This window comes from Caulobacter sp. 05L422 (assembly GCF_056397765.1).
Genome location: NZ_JBFTOB010000001.1, coordinates 88236 through 107749 on the forward strand (window position 1 = coordinate 88236; position 19514 = coordinate 107749).

Genomic DNA, 19514 nt, shown 5'->3' on the forward strand with positions numbered 1-19514 from the left:
CATGTCAGCGACGGGCGATCATTCCATGCAAAACCCTGCGAAGGTCGTGTTCCTGGAGCTGCCCCAAGGTCCGCTAGTGGCGCATGCGCAGCTTAGCGCGCGTTGGACCCCGCATTTTAGCCACCGCTGTGGCAGAGCCATCTCACTCATCGGCAGAGATAACCACGATAGGCGCCGGTGTCAGAATCTGGCGCGTCCAGGGCCCAGGAGTCCGGCGTGGCGGCGCCGTGCTCGTAGGTTCGCACGAAGACGCCGGCCGCCAGCTGGGTGGTGAAGGGCCTGGCCGGTTGACCGGCGAGCTCCCACCGACCGGCCCCACCGCGCTGGACGGTGAGCGTACCCGTGAGGCCATTGGCGAACTTGTATTGCAGGGTCGAGCCCGGCGCCGTCCAGCAGGTGGAAAAGGAAATGGCGCCCTTGGCGTCATAGACGTTGTAGCCGGCCGCATTGCGGAAGCTCCACTGGAAGAGATCCGGCGACTCTGCCGCCAGGGTCAGCTTGTAGGGCTTGGCCGCGTTCTGACGGCCGACCGCCAGCAGATAGATTCCGTCCTTGGGCAAGACCGCGCTGAGCTTGGTCAGGTCGACGCCGTCGGCCTGCAGCATCTCGCTGCCCTCGGGCGTATAGAGGGTGATGGCGTGGCCGCCGGCCCCGGGCGCGCCGGCGCTGACCTGCAGCACCGAGCCGGATTCGCCAATGAAGGCGAAGAGATCCACGGCTGCCCCGACCTTGCCGGCCGGCCGCGCGACGGACTTGCCGACCTCGGCGGGCAGCACGCCCGGCGGCGGGGTGAACTTAGGCAGGGTCGGAGGCGCAGGCTTGGGCGCGGGCTTTGTCACGGGCGCGGCGGGCTTGGTCGGCACAGGCGCCTCGACCGTCATGAGCTTGGCGGGAGGCGGCGACGGGCGCGGCGGCTCCCATTTGACGTAAGGCCGGCGATCGGTGTCGATCTTCAGCCGATAGGGCGTGGCCGGCGGATCGCCCTTCGACCAGACGCTGACGACATAGGTCCCCGCTTCCTTGGACGTCATAGAGAGTTGACGCTCGGGGTTTCTCTGGTCGGCTGCGGCGACGTAGCGATTTTTGGAATTGGCGACGAGAAGAACGATCCTCTTAGAGGCCTCCAGAATCTCAAGCCGCAGCGTCTCGCCCGCCTCAAGTGGGACGGCGAAGAATTCGGTCTGGTTCAGGCTGTCGCCGTTGTCGAGCATGTCGAGATCGCTTTCGACGATCTGCGGCGCGGTGATCACGTGGGGGGTCTTCGCCGTCGTCTTGCGCCAGGGGGCGATGGGGCGCACGGCAGGGTCGCGCGGCTCAACCGCATCGAGCTTCGCCGTCGCCAGCGGCGGCCGGGCCGCCGCCGCCCGCAGCGCCGGGTTGGCCGCCAGCGTCCGGGCGTTGGCGGCGAAGGCCTCGGCGACCATGCCGGCTAGCCCGCCCGAAGCGCCCTTGCGCTCCACGGTCTCGCGGGTGGATAGCCGCCCGATCTCGGCCCCGGTCGCACGGTCGGTCAGTGTCCATTCCACCGCGACCTCGACTTGGCCGCTGATGGTGTCGGTGTTGGCGAAGCCGATCATGGGCAGGCAGACATCCACCAGCGACACGCGAGCGACCCCAGACACCTCGACGGATGCCGAGCCGGACGAACTCACCACCACTCCAGTCTTTGTCAGCTCCTCGCGCAGGCGCGTGTCGCTGTCGCCGGTCGTGAAGGCGCGGCGCGTCTCGGAGCCCGTCGTGAGGGCTTGCTTGATGCAGATCGCGCCGCCCTTCAGCACCGTGGTCGCCTGCTGCTCCACGGGCGCTGCGGCCATCGGTTTCAGGGCGACGGTCAGGACCTGGGCCTGGGCGGCGCTCGCGACGGCGATGGTGGCGGTTGCGGCGGCCGCGAAGAAGACGAGACGGCTCATTGGGCGCGCCCCTGCTTGCGACGCTCCTTGAAGAAGGCCTCCGCATCGGCCTTGGCCTTGGCGTTGGCCTGAGCGGTCTTGGCGGCGGTTTCGACCTTCTTTTTGGCCTCCTCGGCCAGGGTCTTCTTCACCTGCTCGTCCCAGACCTTGCCGGCGTCGCGCAGGCTGGTGTCGGTCTTGATCGTCAGGGCGGGCTTGCTGATCTGCGCGGGCGCCTTGGAAGGCGCGGTCGGCGGCGGGGCGGTCTTCGCCGACCCCTTGGCGGCGCCCATGCCCGCGATATCGCCCGACGGCGGCGCTGGAGCCGGCGCATCCGGCCAAAAGCCCTTGGGGTAGCCGAACTTGTTGAGGATAAGATAGCCGCTCGCCCGGTACCAGGCCTCGGCCTGTTCGGCCGTGTCGAACGACGCGCATCGTGAGGTGCGATAGCCGCGGGCGGCGATGACGCCCGAATCGGTCAGCCTGCTTTCCGGATATATGCGGCCCAGCACGCCGGCCGTCGTCGTGTGGGGAATGAAAGCGATAGCTGTTCCGTCGCCGCCGGGGGTGAACATATAGCAGGCCAGGTAGAGAACCTTGTCTCGCGACGTCTGCGCGGCGGCCTCGCCGGCCGTCAGGGCCAGCCCCAGGGCCATCAGCAACGGAGCCCAAAATCCACGAAACCGCATCGCCCCTCCTGGCCGTATAACGATGGTCCCTCAGGCGCCTTAGGTGGACGATCAGGGACGCGTCCGTCAACGCCGATGCTAGTCGCGCAGACAACATGTCTGATGCGGGGGCGCATCCCATTTGAGTCTGTCGATTCAACGTCCGGAATCTGAAGCGAAGCCAACGTCTGCTATTGGCGCGAGCTGCCCGTCGCCTGAGGCTGCTGATATCCGGTCGGACTCTCTCATCGGGTGGCTATAGGTCACGGTGCTCACTCCACTGAATGAACCCCGACCAAACCCACCGTATTCAGGATTTTGGAGCGCTGGCTGGGTCGTGCTGAGAGACGCCAATCGCGCTGCGCCTTGCGCGGATCTAGTCGGCGAATGTTGGTCCCGGAGCTGGCTCAAAGGCAGCAGTTGGCGCGCCCTGACCGTTCAGTTCGACGGGCCTGATGTCCGCTTTCAATCGAAGTTGGAGGCCGCGCGGAGGTAGGCGGCTCTTGGGCCCGCTGATGGGTCGCACACCCATCCTTTGGAGCCGGCTGAACTAGGGTGACGGTCGTGGGATGAATGATGGTTGTCGCGCTATTGCGTTGCGTCGCCCACGGGCTCGGTCACTAGCGCGTCCAGCTTATGAATAACGCGCATGCCTTGCTCGCACTTCAGCACCGCGGAGCTCGATCCCATCCAGAGGATATCGGCCTTACTGCATCCTGAGATAGGGGTGCTTTCCGCAGCGACCCGTAGGCCCGTTCGATAGATCATTGGCTGCTCGATAGGTTCTTTCAGCAACGCCCAGATGGATCGATCCCACGCGGCCCTTCCCCATAATGCTACCGGTAAGGCGAGGAACAAGGAGATAAATACCGCCATCCAGAAGCCAAATCGGCGCTCTTCCGCCGCTTCGGCCATGAGCTCCCGGATCGAAAGGCGGCGCTGATCCAGCACGCCAAGCATAGCCACGCCTTGCTGGGCGGCAGATCTGCAGAGGCTGAGAAAGAGAGAAGCAGCTAGAAAGATCCAAAGGAAATGGACCAAGAGAGCAAAGCCGCCCATGACCACATCGCCCGGATTGGCGATCCTGAAATAGCTGATCTTCCAGCTTATCCAAAAGAAGGCGCCGTTAGCCAGCGCGCTAACCCCAAAGCACCCGGCAGTCGCTAAGCTGCAGAACGCGAGAAATTTACCGATCGGCGACTGAGCGTCCAACACAAGCAAGCCCCACAGAAGCGACAAGCTTGGCCTTGCCCGTCTTGGCTGTCTAGCGCCAGCGCGGGGTTCGAGCCAGTCGTCAACTGATGCTAGTTGTCCAGCCCGAACAGAAATGTCCTCGCTTGCGCCAGATAGAGATGTCCACCTCCGATGAGGTGTGGGGCGGGCGGCGGGCGGGCGCGGAGCCCTCACACCGCGCAGAGCCCGGCCGGCGACCGCAGCGCGGACCTGGCCGCTCGCTGCTCTTGCTACCGAGCGCGCCGCAGGCGGGCGAGGCTCTGACGGGCTTTCACAATCGGCCGATTGCTCAAGGCTCGACGCTGACGCCTTGGCAAAGGGCTGGCGTCTTCCGCAAACCTCTTTCGCTCGTGAATCGTATGGCAATGGGTTTTTGAAAGGGACTGGTCGGCCTGGGGCAGGGCGGCTCGCTGCTCTTTGAGCGCGTGACCTTCCGGATCTTGTCGAAGGTCCGGTAGGAGAGGGGGCTTCCCTGGTAGCTGATCACCAGGCGCCCGTCGGGGTAGTCGGCCACCGTGACCCGCTTGCCGATCGCCGCCTGGGCCGCCTCGGTCGGGTCCAGGATGAACAGCACCTTGTCGTATTGCAGGGTCAACGACTGCGACAGCGTACGCTCGACCTGCCAGCTGAAGGCGTCTTCCAGCCGGTCGCGCGGGCCCATCGGCCGGTGCAGGTCCTTGGCGTTGGCCGGCGGCTTGGCGAAGCGGGCGTTGTAGTCGGTCAGGAACACCGGGAGGAAGGCGTTGCCGGCCTCCAGGGTGCTGACGCCGGCCAGGCGCATCTCCTTGACCAGCCGGTCCTGCAGCGTCTTGTTGGCGCGCTCGACGCGGCCCTTGGCCTGGCTGGTGTTGGCGCAGATGATCTCGATGTTCAGCGCGTGCAGGGCGCGGCCGAACTGGGTCATCCCGTCGCCGGTGACGCCGACCTTGGCGACCCGGAACACCGAGTGCTTGTCGCTGTAGAACGCCACCGGCTTGCCGTGGCTCTCCAGGTAGCCCTGGGTCGCGGCGAAGTAGGCGAAGGTCGATTCCGTCTCGACGAACCGCAGGTGCATCAGCCGGCTGGTGGCGTCGTCGATATAGACCAGCAGCGTGCACATCGGGCCGCGATCCTCGAACCAGCGGTGCTCGCTGCCGTCGATCTGGATCAGCTCGCCGACGCAGTCGCGCCGGTAGCGCGGTTGGTGGATCTTGCGGCGGCGCTTCTTGCGCTCCTGCCAGAAGCCGGCGGCGATCATCCAGGCGCGGACCGTCTCGCGGCCCAGGCTGATGCCGTGCAGCTCGCGTAGCTTCTCGGCGGCCAGCGTAGGACCAAAGTCCGCGTAGCGCTGGCCGATGAGCGCCAGCGCCGTGGCGCGCACGTCGTCGGGCTTGCGCCGGTTGCTCGGCCGGCCGCGCTGCTTGGAGATCAGACCCTCGACGCCGCAGGTCCGCAGCGCCTTGAGCAGCCGCAGCGTCTGCCTTCGACTGACGCCCAGGAGCTGGGCGGCGGCGGCCGCTGTCAGTCGCTGACTATCGAGATCGCGCAGCACCTCCAGCCGCGCCAGTTCCTTGTCGCTCATGCTCCGAACCGCCATCCCAGGCCCTCCAGACAACACGCTGGAAGGGTGACATGCCTAACTGGCACGGGGGTGACATTCTCATCCGGTCGCTACAAAGGCGGGCGTTGGGACCGCCCTCACCTGCACCGGATGCTTGACCATCTGCGGCCCGGCGACGTCGTCGTGGTCTGGAAGCTCGACCGCCTGTCGCGGTCGTTGAAGGATCTGCTGCACATCCTCGACAAGGTCGAGGCGGCAGGAGCCGACTTCCGGTCGCTGACCGAGGCCATCGATACCACCACGCCGGCCGGGCGGATGATGATGCAGATGGTCGGCAGCTTTGCCGAGTTTGAACGGGCGATGATCCGCGAACGCACCATGGCCGGTTTGGCCGAGGCGCGGGCCGCCGGGCGCATCGGTGGGCGACGGCCAAAGCTGTCGCCGGTCCAACGCGGTGACGTGGTCGAGAACGTGCTGTCGGGCCGTAAGACAGCCGCGCAGATGGCGCGCCTGTACAGAGTCAGCGACCCGACGATCAGTCGGATCCTCTCAGCTGCAAAGGCCGCGTTGGCTGAATCTATCTCATGCAGCGCAGATCTGTGAGCGCCTGGTGTGGTGGACCGGGCCGCTCTCAAGACGCAAGCCTTGGATCTCTCAGCGCCCCTGGAAACAGGTTCGCGCGAGTATTTTCGCCCGACAGAGAAGGTGGTAATTTCACCTCATGATCACTGAACTCCTTGGCAACTGGGCGCAGGTAGCGGGCGGGTTTATCGCGGCCGGTTTCTTCTGCTTCGCCTTGCGCTGGGTGCTGCTTCGGTTTGACAAGCCCAACTAGCCCTATCGTCGCATTGGAGCGAAGCCGCTCCTAAAGCTCCCTGTTGCGGCGTTGTTAGGTGGGCGGCGGCGCGATTGCGCCGCTCTTAGGTTGGGGCGTTAAGTTGGCGAATTGCGCCGACCCTTTGAATTCAACGGGGCGGTGCGCCGCTGTTAGGTTGGCCCGACATTAACTCATTGAAAATATTAAATAAGGCGCGAAGTTCCGACTTCATCTCTACAGGATGTCGGCTCGAAACGCTCGGTCCGGCGTGACGCGGCCCGCCGACACCTTTGAAGCGCTGCCGACCGCGTGAGGACCCTGATGCGAATCGGCAAGCGCCGGCGGCATAAGGTCGCCTGGGCCGCATCGTTCAGTGATTGATTGATCGGCGCGAGCTCTAGAGCGCGGCCAGCAGGCGCTCCATCGCAGCAAACTCGGGAGGCTCGCTGAGGTCAACGCGCAGGCTGTTCAGATCGGCGATCAGGCCGATGTCGCCGCCCACCTCGCCGTCGACCGCACGCTCGATGGCGGCTTCAAGTTCGCGGTCGATCTTCTCGATCTCCGACACCGGCAGGTGCTCCACGTCGAACGGCATTTCCACACTACTCCTCTATCTAGCAACCGTTAAGGTCGAGTTGTCTTGCCGCCACGTGTTCCAGGCTTGCGCCCAGATTGCGGCTTTGGCGCAGCCGCGGCAGAAATATCGTCGCTCGCCATATGGCCGCACGATGCGATCAATGCAACCGCAAGTCCGAAGATGCGAACCGCGTCGGCGCTCAGAGAGCCCGATCCCTGCACGACGTCAAAGCGTCCTTGAACGTTGCTCGTTGCAATCACGACGCCCCACGGGGGATCTTTAATTTCCCCGACACGAACAGGGATCGCCGCGACGGAGCGATATCGCGACGCATCGGCGACCGACCGATTTGGCTCAGGCACATTCAGGATAGCTATGATGTCAGGCGTCTGAGCATTGCCCAGTACGATTTCCCGGTTGCTTTGAAATGCGGCCCCCACAAAGCCCTGGCCGACCATCCAAGGGCGGCCTTTGTTTTTGGCGTCTGGCCGATCGGCGCAGGTCGCGGCAATTCGAACCAACTGCTGTCCGTTGGGCACGTAGATCGAAATGGTCCACCGCTCCCCGCCCGTCACGCGCATTGCGGCCAGCAACACCCTTTCGGCGGACTCGAGGAATTTTCTGAGCCTGTCCTCATGGCTCATCGGTGACATATTCAGTCGTTCAGCGATCTCGATGGAGGTCCGCGCAAGGGCGAGGAGTTCGCGCCCTTGGCGGGCCGCGCCCCGCAGGCTTTCGAATGTGCTTTCGAGCTGCCTTCGGATCTTGTCGGCTTGCAGAGAGGCCGCTTGGCCTTCTTCGACAGCGCGCCGCGCCTCCTCGAGCGCCTTGGGGGCGTAGACTTCGGATCGCATTGTCCAGACGCCGCCGACGAAGGCCATGATGACGCCGATGATGCCGAAGACCTTGTTCCAGGCGACGCCGCTGGTGGGGTCGTCCAGGAACTGACACGAACCAGCAAGCAGCGAGCCCACGCCACAAGGGCGTATTTCACGACTCTAGACGCAAATAGCTGCGCCTCGGCGCTCTTGATGAAAAGCGCGCCGATGCGAGCTAAGCGTCTCTCTGGTTTCATGTTTCCCCCCGGAACCATCAGAACACACGAGATTCGTGGTCGCAGCAACCATAAGTTATTTGGTCGAAGGGGTTTCAGCTTCGGCTAGAGTTGGCGGGGAAAGTCAGCTTCCGAAGTCGGCGGCTTCGGCCGGCGGCGGAACTCCAGGTTCTCGGAAAGCGCGCGCCCGACAGGGACGTCGCCGCCATGTCGACCTTCGTTTGCGCCTGAAAGCGAAACTCGCAGGGACAAGGCCTCGCCGTGACGAGGTCGCGACCGGTATATTTGTCCTTCCGTTGACGACGAAGTGCTTAGAAAGCAAGCTATTGCGCGCTATACCGAAACCGTACCGCGGTCGCGGTTCGGTGAAGGAGATGCGGTTTATGGCGGATGGCTCCGTGAAGGTGATGCGCGATACGTCTGAACGCCGCCGCGAAATCACGGCCATGCTCCGCAGCCGCGGCAGCGTTCAGGTCACGCCTCTGTCCGAACTTTTCGGCGTGTCGATGCAGACCATCCGCAAGGACTTGCACTACCTCGAGGAACGCGGCGTGGCGACGCGCGCCTACGGCGGCGCCATCTCGTCCGAAGTGGTCAACGCCGGCGCCGAGCCGGCGATCGAGACCAAGCGTGTCAGCCACACCGAGGAGAAGGAACGGATCGGCAAGCTGGCCGCCGGAATGGTCAAGGCCGGCGACTCCATCATGCTTGATTCCGGCACGACGACCTTGCAGATCGCCCGCTTCCTGCCGGACGAGGAAGACATCACCGTCGTCACGAACGATTTCGATGTCCTGGGCGTGCTCAACCAGAAGCGAAAGATCAAGATCGTCATGCTGGGCGGCGAACTGCGCCGCCGCAACATGGCCTTCTACGGCGCCCAGACCGTCGCGGCGCTGGACGACCTGTTGCTGGACAAGCTGTTCCTGGGCGTCGACGGCTTCGACGTCGAGCGCGGCATCACCACGCACCACGAAGCCGAGGCGCAACTGAACCGCAAGATGGTCGAGACGGCGCGCGAGGTCATCGCGGTCACCGACGCGTCCAAGTTCGGCAAGGTCTGCCTGCACCGGATCATCGATGTCGGCGACCTGGACATCCTGATCACCGACGCCGCCGCGCCGGACTATATCGACCAGGCCGCGGAGCGTCTCGGGATCAGCCTCTACAAGGCCTGACGCCTCAGCGGCGCAGGGCCGCGTCCCCCCAGGTGACGACAAGCGGCAGGTCGCTGGTCGCGGTTTCCGATCGGGCGACGATCTCGACGATGCGCACGCCCTTGATGTCGGCGGTGAGCGGGCGCGAAGCCTCGCCCAGGCCCATGGGCGGGCTTTGGGTCAGCAGCTTGCCGTCGCCGTAGACGGCGAAGCGCACCTTGTCCTTGGTGTTGCGCGTGGAGTCGTCCACGCCGACCCGGGCTTCGAAGCGGGCATGGCCGCTGTTGCGCACCTCGATGCGGGAATTGGCCAGCACCCCGATGCCGGTGTCGAAGCCCTGGCCGTCGATGCGCAGGGCCTGGTCATAAGGCGTTGCGTCGGCCTGGGCGCCGCCCCAGCCGGCATAGGTCGGGCGCTCGCCCGAGCCGCGGGTCTCGCCCCAGGCGTTGCGCATGCGGTGCACGACCGGATCGGGCTCGGGCGCGATCACGCCGTCGACCGCCACGTTCACGTCGCCCGGAATTTCCGACAGATAGACGCCGTCCTCGAGCTGCCGCTTGCCCGAAGCCTCGAAGACCAGGGTCTGACGCGGCTCCAGCGTGAAGCTGGTCTCGCCGGTGAACGCGGTCGGCGCGGCCTTGGCCCACAGGTCCCTGAGCTGGACCGGCGCGTCGCCCGCGAACTTCAGCTGCGCGGCCGTGAGGGTCACGTCGGTCTTGCCCAGGCCCCGGTTGAACAGGGCCACGGCCTTCTTGCCGTTGGCCAGGGTCTTGACGATGATCTGCACGTCGTCGGAGGCGTAGGCGATCACGCCCTGGTGGCCGCCCGGATCCTGGTTGAGCCGCACGATGTCGCCGTTGCCCCAGATGTCCATCAGGCTTTGCGGCGCCTGGCGCAGGTCGTAGCTGATCAGGAGCGGCGCGTTGATCATGGCCCACAGCGCGAAGTGCGAGCGCGCCTCGGTCAGGTGGTTCTGGTCGAACTCGCCATGGCCGATGAACAGGATGTCCGGATCGTTCCACGCGCCCGGCTTGGCGTAGAGCGCGCGGGTCGAGGCGCTGTCGAAATTGTGCAGCATGCGCGTCCAGGTCGGTGTGATGTCGCCGCTGGTGCGCCACATGTGGCCCACGTCCTTGCCCCAGGACCTGACGTCGGCCGAGCCCCAGTTGCAGATCGCCAGGATGTAGTCGCCGTCGGGATTGTAGGTTTTCAGCGCCTGGGCCACCTCGGCGTACCGGGCCTTCACGGCCGGCACGTCGGTGCGGTTGATGGTCGCCTGGTCGATCAGCGGCGGCTGCGCCCTGTAGGCGTGCTCGCGCACGATGTCGGTCTCGGGGCCGTAGACGTTGATGCCGCAGGCGTCGACCTTGATGTAGTCGAAGCCCCAGTCCTTGAAATAGAGGGCGATGTCCTGATCGACGTGGCCCTGAAGCCCGACCTCGCGTTCGGCCGTCGTGCCCTCGGGCAGGTTGGGCGAGTGCAGGTCGTAGGCCTGCGAGCAGGCGTTGCGGCCGATGTCGGTATAGATGCCGGCCTTCAGGCCCATCTTGTGCAGGGCGTCGGTGTAGGGGCGGAAGCTGGTGTCCTTGCCCTTGACCTTGGCCGACGGGAAGATCGCCGTGCGGATCTCCAGGCGCCCGTCCGACTGGCGGCGCTTGAGCCACCAGCCGTCGTCGATGTTGACATAGGTGTAGCCCAGCTTGGACAGGCCGCTGTCGACCAGGACCTTGGCCGCGCCCACGACCTTGGCCTCGTCGACCTCGGTGCGGAAGGCGTTCCACGAATTCCAGCCCATGGGCGGCGTGCGCGCCTGGGACCGCTCGGGAATGGACCACTTGCCCGTGGCGGCCAGAGGATCTGCGACCTGGGCGACGGCGGGCGCGGACAGGGCCAGAAGGCCGGCGACGGCGGCCGAAGCCAGCAGGAAGCGGACGGTCATGGAGCCCCTCGTGATCAGTGCTGGCGCTTGGCGAGGAACTCGCGTTGGGCGTTGCCGTAATAGATCTTGTCGATCACCGACTTGGGCAGGGCCAGGCCTCGCGCATCGGCGTCGATGTCGTCGACGCGCTGGGTCTCGCCGGTGGCCAGATAGGTCCAGTCCGACGTCCAGTAGTCGTGCGCGACCTTCTTGAAGCCCTGGGCGTCGTCGCCGGGATTGAGCGTCAGGTCGGTGCCGTAGAGGATGCGGTCCTGATACTTGATGAAGAAGGCGCGCACCTTCGCGTAGTCGCGAACCGACTGGTATTGGATCTGGGCCATGCGGGCGGCGGTTTCGATCACCGCGTTCGGATGGGCGTCCAGGAATTTCGCCGCCTCGTCCACGTTCCATTCCAGGCTGGCCATGTGCGCGCCGACGAAATGCAGGTCCGGGTGCTTGGCGACCATGGCGTCGCGCTTGGCCATCAGCGTCTCGTAGCGCGGCATCTCCGGGTGGAGATACATGTGGTATTCCGGGTGCTCGCTGAAATAGGTCTTGTCGTTCTTGGTCGTCATCTGATCGAGCGGCAGCCAGCAGTTGTACGGCTCGCCCTGGTGGGCGATCAGCGGCACGCCCTTGGCCGCCAGGTGATCGAAGACCGGATCCAGGCCCTTGTCGTCGATGAAGATCAGCTGGCCGGCGGCGTCGCGCTCGACCATGCCGATGTTCTTCCAGACCTTGACCGCCAAGGCGCCCTGCTTGAATTCGGAATCGAGATAGGCGTTGGCCTTCTGCGCCCAGCCGTCGGTCCCAAAGCCCTTCATCGTGAAGGTGGCGGCGTAGTGGAAGCGTTTCGGATCGATCTTCGTGAAGTGATGGGCGGCGTCGGCCTGGAGAGCGATCGGCGGGAAAGCCGGATAGTCGACATTGATCGACAGGAGCTCGAAGTTGTCGGCCGCCGCCTGGTCGAGGAACGCCGGGTCCTTGGCGTTGACGTGGACGTGGGCGTCGAACTTCCGTACGCGGGCGAAATCGGCGACGCTGTAGGTCGCGGCTTCAGGCGCGGGTTGAGCCGATCGCGGCGCGCAGGCCAACAGCGCCAAGGGCGCTGCGAGGGTGAGTAGCAAACGCCTGTCGAGCCGCATGGCCGCCTCCGTCTTTCTGAAACGCACCCTAAAACAACGAAATCGAAACTTGTTGTTTCGGTTGTATGTGTTTTTGTTTGCCTTTTAAAAATGACCTATGCAAGATCATTTTTGTACGCATCGAGGGGGCTGCCCGTGATCACGAAACCGCTTGTGAACAGGCGCGGCATGCTGGCCCTCTTCGGCGGGACCGTTCTGGCCACCGGGGCGCTCGGCGCCAGCCGGGCCTGGGCTGCGGTGCCGGTGGCCCGCGCGGGCGATGCGGCCCTGACGATCGAGTTCGACGCCGCCCTGAACAGCCGGCTGATTTCCAACCTGGCCGGACAGGCCACGCCCCTGACCGACTTCGGGCCATCCGAAACGGTGATTCTCAAGGGCGACCGGGCGATCGACCGCTTCACCTTCGCCGAGCACCGCCAGGCGCCCGTCAGCGACGTCCACGGCAGGGGCGTGCGCCACACCGTGCGCGGCGTCTCGGCCGAGGGGCTGGAGAAGACCGTCAGCCTGACCTTCTACGAGCGCTATCCGGGCTTCCCGCTGATGACGGTCACGTGGCGGCACACGGGCGGCCAGCCGCTCGAGGTCGAGCGCCACCGGATCGGCGCGCACGTGCTGAAGTCGTCGGGCGCGGGCTTCTGGTCGTGGTCGGGCTCGACCCATTCCGACCGCCGCGACTGGGTGCAACCGGTGAAGGACGGCTTCGACCAGCCCAACTTCATGGGCATGAACGCCTCCGACTACGGGTCCGGCACGCCGGTCGCCGATGTCTGGCGGCCGGACGCCGGCATCGCCGTCGGGCATATCGAACTGACGCCGAAGCTGGTCTCGCTGCCGATCGTCGCCTCGTCCAGCGGCGCGTCGGTGGCGCTGGAGGAGGCGAGGGCGGTGACGCTGAAGTCCGGCGACGTCCTGGTCTCGCTCGACGCCTTCGTCGCCGTCCACCAGCGCGACTACTACGCCACGCTCGACGCCTACCGCCGGGTCATGGCCGACCGCGGCCTCGCGGCCCCCAAGGCGCCGGAGGGCTCGTACGAGGCCATCTGGTGCGCCTGGGGCTATGACCGCAACTTCACCGTCGCCGAGATCGAGGGGACTTACAGCAAGGTCAAGGAGTTGGGCTTCAAATGGGCCGTGCTCGACGACGGTTGGCAGACCAACGAGGGCGACTGGGCGCTGGACCCGCGCAAGTTCCGCACCGAGGCGGAGATGGTGTCCTTCGTCAAGGCGATCCGCGCGGCGGGCCTCAAGCCCAAGCTGTGGCTGGCGCCCCTGGCTGTCGATCCTGGCTCGGACCTGCTGCACGACCACACCGACATGCTGCTGCTGGACGCCGACGGCGCGGTCCAGAACGTCACCTGGTGGAACGCTTTCTATCTGTGCCCCGCCTATCAGCCGACACGGGACTACACGCAGAAGCTGGTGCGGAAGATCATCGGCGAGTGGGGCTATGAGGGCCTGAAGCTCGACGGCCAGCACATGAACGGCGTCGCCCCCTGCTACAATCCGGCCCACAACCATGCGCGCCCGGAAGAGTCCGTCGAGAAGCTCCAGGACTTCTGGAAGCTGGTCTACGACACCGCGCGCGAGGTCAATCCGAACGCCGTCGTCGAGTTCTGCCCCTGCGGCACGTCCTACGCCTTCCACAACCTGCCCTACACCAACCAGGTCCCGGCCTCGGATCCGCTGTCGTCCTGGCAGGTGCGCCTGAAGGGCAAGTCGCTGAAGGCCCTGATGGGGCGTGACGCGGCCTATGCCGGCGATCATGTGGAGCTGAGCGACGGGGGCAATGACTTCGCCTCCACGGTCGGGATCGGCGCGGTCATCTCGACCAAGTTCACCTGGCCGGGCGAGGGCCGGGGCAAGGACGCCAACTTCCGCCTGACGCCCGAGCGCGAGGCGGTGTGGCGCAAGTGGGCCGACCTCTACAACGCCAAGATGCTGCCCAAGGGCCAGTACCGGGGCGAGCTCTACGACATCGGCTTCGACAAGCCCGAGGCCCATGCGATCGAGAAAGGCGGCCGGCTCTACTACGCCTTCTACGCCCCGCAATGGGATGGACAGGTCGAGCTGCGCGGCCTGGGCGACGGCGCCTACCGCCTGACCGACTACTACAACAACAAGGATCTGGGCACAGTGACCGCCAAGACCGCCCGCATCCCCGCCAAGTTCGAGAAGTTCCTGCTGATCGAAGCCGTCCCCCTGAAAGGCGGCCGCGCATGACCGACGCTTCCGTAGCCGCGCCCACTGAACCCACCGAGCCCGTTGTCGCGCCCCGGCGCTGGCTGCTGTTCGCGCTGCTGACCGTCGCCCTGTGGGGCGTGTGGGGCGCGTTCGCCAGCATCTCGGCCCAGCGCGGCTTTCCCGAAACGCTGGTCTATTGCGTCTGGGCCGTCACGATGATCGTGCCGGCGGTGATCGTCATGCAGCGCGAAAAGTGGAAGCTGGACCGCGACCCGAAGTCGATCTTCTACGGCCTTCTGATCGGCCTGACCGGGGCCGGCGGCCAGATGATCCTGTTCTACGCCGTCTCCAAGGGGCCGGCCTATCTGATCTTCCCGATCATCTCGTTGTCGCCCCTCGTCACCATCCTGATGTCCTTCGTCCTGCTCAAGGAGCGCACGACCAAGCTCGGCGCGCTGGGGGTGGTGCTGGCGCTGATCGCCTTGCCGTTGTTCGACTTTTCGCCGCAGGGCTTCTCGTTCGCGCAAGGCTCGACCTGGTTCCCGCTGGCCCTGGTCATCATGCTCTGCTGGGGCGTGCAGGCCTACTTCATGAAGCTGGCCAATGCGCGCATGAGCGCCGAGAGCATCTTCTTCTACATGATGGTCAGCGGCCTGCTGGTGGCGCCGGTGGCGCTGGGCATGACCGACTTCTCCAAGCCGATCAACTGGGGCTGGGACGGGCCGTGGCTGGCGGCCGGCATCCAGGTGCTCAACGCCGTCGGCGCCTTGGCCCTGGTCTATGCCTTCCGATACGGCAAGGCGATCGTGGTCGCGCCGCTCACCAACGCCGGCGGACCGTTGGTGACCGCGGTGATTTCGCTTCTCATCGCCGGGGTGATGCCCGGCGAGCTCAAGATGATCGGCCTGGCTTTGGCCGTCATAGCCTCGGCGCTCCTGGCCCTGTCCTAGGACGCGCCGCACCTCCCCCCTTGGGGCGGTCGTTGCCTGCAGCGGCCGCTCATTTTTTATCAGGCGGGCGGAGTGCGGGTTGAAACGAAATATGTATGTTTCGTTTTCATTGCTTTCATTGCGTTGTGGTTGGGGTTGCGTTAGGTTGGCGTCTGTTCACCGAAGGATTCCCTATGAAGGCGATGCTCGATCTGGTCGCCCGGCATAAGTCCGGTCAGGCGTGCGGCATATATTCGGTCTGCTCGGCCCATCCGTTGGTGATCGAGGCGACCTTCGTCCATGCGCTGCGGGCCGGCGTCGACGTGGTGCTGATCGAAGCCACCTGCAACCAGGTCAATCAGGACGGCGGCTATACGGGGATGACGCCGGACATGTTCCGCGACTTCGTCCACGCCATCGCCGACAAGGTCGGCCTGCCGCGCGAGCGCATCCTGCTGGGCGGCGACCACCTGGGTCCCAATCCGTGGACCGGCCTTGGCGCCGAGGAGGCCATGGGCAAGGCCGAGGTGCTGATCGAACAGTACGTGGCCGCCGGCTTCCGCAAGATCCACGCCGACTGCTCCATGTCGTGCGCCGACGATCCGACGCCGCTGCCCGAGGACACCGTCGCCCGCCGCGCCGCGCGTCTGATCGGCATCGCCGAAGCCACGCAACGGCGCGTGGGCGGCGAGCCCTGCGTCTATGTCATCGGGACCGAGGTGCCCGTGCCGGGCGGCGCGGCCGAGGACTTGCCCGAGCTTGAGGTGACGACGCCGCAGGCCGCGCTCGCCACGATCGAGGCTCACCGCGCCATCTTCGCGGCGGAAGGCCTGTCGCAGGCGTGGCCGCGCGTCATCGCCGCCGTGGTGCAGCCGGGCGTCGAGTTCGACCATCACAAGGTCATCGACTACGACCGGGCCAAGGCCGTCGCGCTGAGCCGCGCGCTCGACGATCAGCCCCACATCGTCTTCGAAGCCCATTCGACGGACTACCAGACGCCCAAGGCGCTCAAGGCCCTGGTCGAGGACCATTTCGCCATCCTCAAGGTTGGGCCCGGCGTCACCTTCGCGCTGCGCGAGGCCTTCTGGGCCCTGGACGCCATCGAGCGCGAATGGATCGGCGAAGACCGCGCCTCGCGCTTCCGCCATATCGCCATCGAGCGCATGAAGGCCGATCCGCGCAACTGGGGCAAATATTATCACGCCACCGGCGCGGACCTTCAGTTCGACCTGCAGTACAGTCTCTCTGACCGGATACGCTACTACTGGCCCGACCCGCAGATCACCGCGGCCCAGGAGGTGATGTTCGCCAACCTTACCGACAATCGCCCGCCCCTGGCGCTGATCAGCCAGTACATGCCGGACGCCTATGCGGCCGTCCGCAATACTGACCTGACGCCCAGTCCGGCCAATCTGGTGATCGCCCATATCGGCGCGACGCTGGACGCCTATCGCGCGGCCTCCACCGTTGAGCCGGAGTTTGCTTATGCCTGACGTCACCCATCTGGGCCTCACGGAGTCCGCGCTGGACCAGCTGGGCGGTCTTTGGACCGCGCGCGAGATCGCGCAGCAACCCGCCATGCTGCGCGAGACCCAGGCTCTGCTGATGGCGCGCCGGGCCGAGATCGAGGCCTTTCTCAAGCCGCTTCTGGCCTTGCCGTCGCTGCGCGTCATCCTGACCGGCGCGGGCACGTCGGCCTTCATCGGCGAATGCCTGGCGCCGGTCCTGTCCACGCGTCTGGGCCGCCGGGTCGAGGCCATCCCGACGACGGACCTGGTCTGCGCCCCGCAGCTCTATTTCGAAACCGACACGCCGACCGTGCTGGTCTCCTTCGGGCGTTCCGGCAACAGCCCCGAGAGCGTGGCGGCGGTCGAGCTGGCCGACCGCCTCGTCAAGACGCTGCATCACCTGGTCATCACCTGCAACGCCGAGGGCGCCCTGGCGGCTTACGCGCAAAGGTCGCGAGGCCTCATCGTGCAGCTGCCAGAACCGACCCACGATCGAAGCTTCGCGATGACGTCGAGCTTCTCGTGCATGACCTACGCGGCCCTGGCGGTGTTCAGCGGCATCGCGCCGATGGACGCGCGGATCGATGCCATCGCGCGCGCCACCCAGCAGGTGATCGACACCTGCGCCCCCGTCATGCAAGCCGCGGCCGGCGAAGGCTATGAGCGCGTGGTCTATTTGGGCAGCCACATCTTCCAGGGCCTGGCGCGGGAGTCGGGGCTCAAGCTCCTGGAGCTGACCAACGGCGCCCTGGTGACGATGTTCGATTCACCGCTCGGCTTCCGGCATGGTCCCAAGACCATCGTCAACAACCGCACCCTGATCGTCGTCTTCTTCTCCAACAACGCCTATACGCGCAGCTACGACGTGGATCTTCTCGGCGAGCTGCAGCGCGACAACGACGCCGCCCGCGTCATCGCCATCACGGCCCAGGACGGGGTGGGGCTGGCCAAGAGCGACGAGTTGAGCGTGCTGGGCCTGGAGACGGCGGACGACGCTGAACTGCTGTTCCCCTATATCGTGGCGCCGCAGATCTTCGCCTTCTTCGAGTCTCTGCGCCTGGGACTGACGCCGGACAATCCCAACACCTCCGGCACGGTCAATCGCGTCGTCCAAGGCGTGCGCATCCACGAGCTGAGCTGACGATGGACCAGGCGAACCTGTCCGCAGGATGTTTTTTGGGCGTGGACGGCGGCGGCACCAAGACCGCCTTTGTCCTGACCGACGCCGGCGGGCGCGAACTGGCCCGCCACGAAGGCGGGTCCAGCTACCATATCCAGGTCGGTTTCGAGGCCCTGCACGCCTTGCTGCATGACGGCGTTCGCGCCGTGCTCGACAAGGCCGGCGCCTCGCCCGACGACGTGATCTTCGCCTTCTTCGGATTGCCCGCTCACGGCGAGGACTCGCAGGTCCAGCCCTTCCTCGACGTGATCCCCGAGGCGGTGCTCGGTCATCATCGCTACGCGTGCGGCAACGACATGATCTGCGGCTGGGCGGGCTCGCTCGGCGGCGAGGACGGCATCAACATCGTCGCGGGCACGGGCTCGATCGGCTATGGCGAGCGCCAAGGCCTGTCGGCGCGGGGCGGCGGATGGGGCGAGGTGTTCTCCGACGAGGGCTCGGCCTACTGGATCGCCGCGCAGGGGCTCAACGCCTTTTCGCGGATGGCCGACGGGCGCCTGCCGCGCGGACCGCTGCATGATCTGCTGACGCGCGAGCTGGAGCTGCAAAGCGATCTCGACATCTGCGCCTACGTCTACGCCAAGTCCGCGCCCCAGCGTGACCGCATCGCCGCCCTGTCGCGCCTGGTCGCGCGAGCGGCGGCGCAAGGCGACGAGGTCGCGCGCCGCATCTTCACCGAGGCCGGCCGGGAGTTGGCGGCGATCGTCGAGGCGATCCGCAAGCGGCTGCGATATCAACCCGGCGAGACGGTGAACCTGTCCTATTCGGGCGGGGTGTTTCAGGGCGGCGAGCTCATCCTCCAACCCTTCCGCCAGCAGCTGTCGCTCTATTCGCCCGATTACCGCCTGATCACGCCGCGCTTCAACCCCGCCATCGGCGCGGCCCTCTATGCGGCGCGCCTCAGCGGCCAGGCCGTGAGATTGCCGATCAATGCCTGACGATACCGGTTTCGGAACCTTGCGTTTTCCCGCGGGTCATTTCCCGTTCGCGCGGCTCGAGGCCTTGCTGTTCGACATGGACGGTACGCTGAGCGACACCGACGCGATCCACCGCCAGGCCATGGTCGACACCTTCGCGGCCCGAGGCGTGGGCATGAGCGACGAGGACTTTCACCGGCACGTGTCGGGTCAGTCGAACGACGCCATCTTCGCGCACTTCTTCCCCGGCCTCTCCAAAGACGAGCGCCGGCGTCTGGCCGACGAGAAGGAGGCGCTCTATCGCCGCCTGACGCCGCGGATGACGCCGATGCCCGGCCTTGCGCGGTTGATCGACTGGGCGAAAGCGAGGGGCGTGGCCTGCGCGCTGGTCACCAACGGTCCCCGGGCCAATGTCGAGCATACGCTGAAGGTTCTCGGCCTCGCCGACAGCTTCGACACCCTGGTGCTGGGCGAGGACCTGCCACGCGCCAAGCCTGATCCGCTGCCCTATCTGGAGGCCCTCCAGCGGCTGGGTGTCGCCGCGGAAAACGCCATGGCCTTCGAGGATTCCGAGCCCGGCGTGACCGCCGCCCTGGCGGCGGGCGTGTTCACAGTCGAGGTCACCGGAGCGTCGCGAAAGGCGGGGCTTGGCCTCGGCGCCGACCTCACCGTGCCCGATTTCGCCGCGCCGGCGCTGTGGGCGCGCCTGACCGCAACCGATGTTCACGCTACCACTTGATCGAAAGGGCGTTTGGCGGCCGCGGGGGCGGTGCGCGATTCCAAGGCAATACAAGGACTTAA

The 19514-nt window shown here is 65.9% G+C and carries 16 protein-coding genes; 8 read left to right on the plus strand and 8 right to left on the minus strand.

The window, feature by feature from the left end; all coding sequences use genetic code 11:
- Positions 1-146 precede the first annotated feature (146 nt).
- The 4 genes from AC1DMQ_RS00425 to AC1DMQ_RS00440 all read right to left on the minus strand — a co-directional run bounded on the left by AC1DMQ_RS00425 (position 147) and on the right by AC1DMQ_RS00440 (position 5366).
- Positions 147-1910, minus strand: a complete 1764-nt coding sequence (locus AC1DMQ_RS00425) for a hypothetical protein (protein WP_477031571.1) — start codon at positions 1908-1910, stop codon at positions 147-149.
- A complete protein-coding gene (locus AC1DMQ_RS00430) occupies positions 1907-2578 on the minus strand; it encodes a hypothetical protein (protein WP_477031572.1) in 672 nt (223 codons plus the stop codon). Before AC1DMQ_RS00430 ends, AC1DMQ_RS00425 begins: the two co-directional genes overlap by 4 nt.
- A gap of 567 nt (positions 2579-3145) precedes the next feature.
- Positions 3146-3796 carry a hypothetical protein gene (locus AC1DMQ_RS00435; RefSeq protein ID WP_477031573.1) on the minus strand — a complete coding sequence of 217 codons (651 nt, stop codon included), beginning with the start codon at positions 3794-3796 and terminating at the stop codon, positions 3146-3148.
- Positions 3797-4079: 283 nt separating this feature from the next.
- Complete coding sequence (locus AC1DMQ_RS00440) at positions 4080-5366, minus strand: ISNCY family transposase (RefSeq protein ID WP_477031574.1); 1287 nt, start codon at positions 5364-5366, stop codon at positions 4080-4082.
- Positions 5367-5420: 54 nt separating this feature from the next.
- Here AC1DMQ_RS00440 and AC1DMQ_RS00445 point away from each other — a divergent pair, with 54 nt between their 5' ends.
- On the plus strand, positions 5421-5933 hold the full coding sequence (locus AC1DMQ_RS00445) for a recombinase family protein (RefSeq protein ID WP_477031575.1): 513 nt from the start codon (positions 5421-5423) through the stop codon (positions 5931-5933).
- Positions 5934-6544: 611 nt separating this feature from the next.
- Here the strand turns inward: AC1DMQ_RS00445 and AC1DMQ_RS00450 are convergent.
- Both AC1DMQ_RS00450 and AC1DMQ_RS00455 read right to left on the minus strand, forming a co-directional pair.
- Positions 6545-6742: a hypothetical protein gene (locus AC1DMQ_RS00450; protein WP_477031576.1), complete on the minus strand. Its 198-nt coding sequence runs from the start codon at positions 6740-6742 to the stop codon at positions 6545-6547.
- Between the two features lie 29 nt (positions 6743-6771).
- Complete coding sequence (locus AC1DMQ_RS00455; RefSeq protein WP_477031577.1) at positions 6772-7698, minus strand: GAF domain-containing protein; 927 nt, start codon at positions 7696-7698, stop codon at positions 6772-6774.
- Between the two features lie 463 nt (positions 7699-8161).
- On the opposite strand from AC1DMQ_RS00455, the gene agaR reads away from it, so the two are divergent.
- Complete coding sequence (gene agaR / locus AC1DMQ_RS00460) at positions 8162-8956, plus strand: transcriptional repressor AgaR (RefSeq protein WP_477031578.1); 795 nt, start codon at positions 8162-8164, stop codon at positions 8954-8956.
- 4 nt (positions 8957-8960) lie between these two features.
- On the opposite strand, the gene AC1DMQ_RS00465 is transcribed toward agaR, so the two are convergent.
- Positions 8961-10874: an NPCBM/NEW2 domain-containing protein gene (locus AC1DMQ_RS00465; protein WP_477031579.1), complete on the minus strand. Its 1914-nt coding sequence runs from the start codon at positions 10872-10874 to the stop codon at positions 8961-8963.
- Between the two features lie 14 nt (positions 10875-10888).
- Positions 10889-11998: an amidohydrolase family protein gene (locus tag AC1DMQ_RS00470; RefSeq protein WP_477031580.1), complete on the minus strand. Its 1110-nt coding sequence runs from the start codon at positions 11996-11998 to the stop codon at positions 10889-10891.
- A gap of 168 nt (positions 11999-12166) precedes the next feature.
- Between AC1DMQ_RS00470 and AC1DMQ_RS00475 the strand changes: the two genes are divergently transcribed.
- The 6 genes from AC1DMQ_RS00475 to AC1DMQ_RS00500 all read left to right on the plus strand — a co-directional run bounded on the left by AC1DMQ_RS00475 (position 12167) and on the right by AC1DMQ_RS00500 (position 19452).
- Positions 12167-14218 (plus strand): glycoside hydrolase family 36 protein, encoded by a 2052-nt coding sequence (locus AC1DMQ_RS00475; protein ID WP_477031581.1) that lies wholly within the window; start codon positions 12167-12169, stop codon positions 14216-14218.
- On the plus strand, positions 14215-15129 hold the full coding sequence (locus AC1DMQ_RS00480) for an EamA family transporter (RefSeq protein WP_477031582.1): 915 nt from the start codon (positions 14215-14217) through the stop codon (positions 15127-15129). The genes AC1DMQ_RS00475 and AC1DMQ_RS00480 overlap by 4 nt, the downstream gene beginning before the upstream one ends.
- A 173-nt stretch (positions 15130-15302) precedes the next feature.
- The gene (locus AC1DMQ_RS00485; protein WP_477031583.1) at positions 15303-16601 is read left to right on the plus strand and encodes a D-tagatose-bisphosphate aldolase, class II, non-catalytic subunit; all 1299 of its coding nucleotides are present in this window, start codon (positions 15303-15305) and stop codon (positions 16599-16601) included.
- Positions 16594-17757 (plus strand): SIS domain-containing protein, encoded by a 1164-nt coding sequence (locus AC1DMQ_RS00490; RefSeq protein WP_477031584.1) that lies wholly within the window; start codon positions 16594-16596, stop codon positions 17755-17757. The genes AC1DMQ_RS00485 and AC1DMQ_RS00490 overlap by 8 nt, the downstream gene beginning before the upstream one ends.
- 2 nt (positions 17758-17759) lie before the next feature.
- Entirely contained in the window at positions 17760-18734 is a 975-nt protein-coding gene (locus AC1DMQ_RS00495; protein WP_477031585.1) for an N-acetylglucosamine kinase, read from the plus strand.
- A gap of 19 nt (positions 18735-18753) precedes the next feature.
- Complete coding sequence (locus AC1DMQ_RS00500) at positions 18754-19452, plus strand: HAD family hydrolase (RefSeq protein WP_477031586.1); 699 nt, start codon at positions 18754-18756, stop codon at positions 19450-19452.
- The last annotated feature ends 62 nt before the right edge of the window (positions 19453-19514 follow it).

What these genes read in the sequence shown, in the direction of transcription:
- AC1DMQ_RS00425 (WP_477031571.1), bottom strand. Translation starts at nt 1,910, where the DNA reads ATGAGCCGTCTCGTCTTCTTCGCGGCCGCCGCAACCGCCACCATCGCC.
- AC1DMQ_RS00430 (WP_477031572.1), bottom strand. Translation starts at nt 2,578, where the DNA reads ATGCGGTTTCGTGGATTTTGGGCTCCGTTGCTGATGGCCCTGGGGCTG.
- AC1DMQ_RS00440 (WP_477031574.1), bottom strand. Translation starts at nt 5,366, where the DNA reads ATGGCGGTTCGGAGCATGAGCGACAAGGAACTGGCGCGGCTGGAGGTG.
- AC1DMQ_RS00450 (WP_477031576.1), bottom strand. Translation starts at nt 6,742, where the DNA reads ATGCCGTTCGACGTGGAGCACCTGCCGGTGTCGGAGATCGAGAAGATC.
- agaR (WP_477031578.1), top strand. Translation starts at nt 8,162, where the DNA reads ATGGCGGATGGCTCCGTGAAGGTGATGCGCGATACGTCTGAACGCCGC.
- AC1DMQ_RS00465 (WP_477031579.1), bottom strand. Translation starts at nt 10,874, where the DNA reads ATGACCGTCCGCTTCCTGCTGGCTTCGGCCGCCGTCGCCGGCCTTCTG.
- AC1DMQ_RS00470 (WP_477031580.1), bottom strand. Translation starts at nt 11,998, where the DNA reads ATGCGGCTCGACAGGCGTTTGCTACTCACCCTCGCAGCGCCCTTGGCG.
- AC1DMQ_RS00475 (WP_477031581.1), top strand. Translation starts at nt 12,167, where the DNA reads ATGCTGGCCCTCTTCGGCGGGACCGTTCTGGCCACCGGGGCGCTCGGC.
- AC1DMQ_RS00480 (WP_477031582.1), top strand. Translation starts at nt 14,215, where the DNA reads ATGACCGACGCTTCCGTAGCCGCGCCCACTGAACCCACCGAGCCCGTT.
- AC1DMQ_RS00485 (WP_477031583.1), top strand. Translation starts at nt 15,303, where the DNA reads ATGAAGGCGATGCTCGATCTGGTCGCCCGGCATAAGTCCGGTCAGGCG.
- AC1DMQ_RS00490 (WP_477031584.1), top strand. Translation starts at nt 16,594, where the DNA reads ATGCCTGACGTCACCCATCTGGGCCTCACGGAGTCCGCGCTGGACCAG.
- AC1DMQ_RS00495 (WP_477031585.1), top strand. Translation starts at nt 17,760, where the DNA reads ATGGACCAGGCGAACCTGTCCGCAGGATGTTTTTTGGGCGTGGACGGC.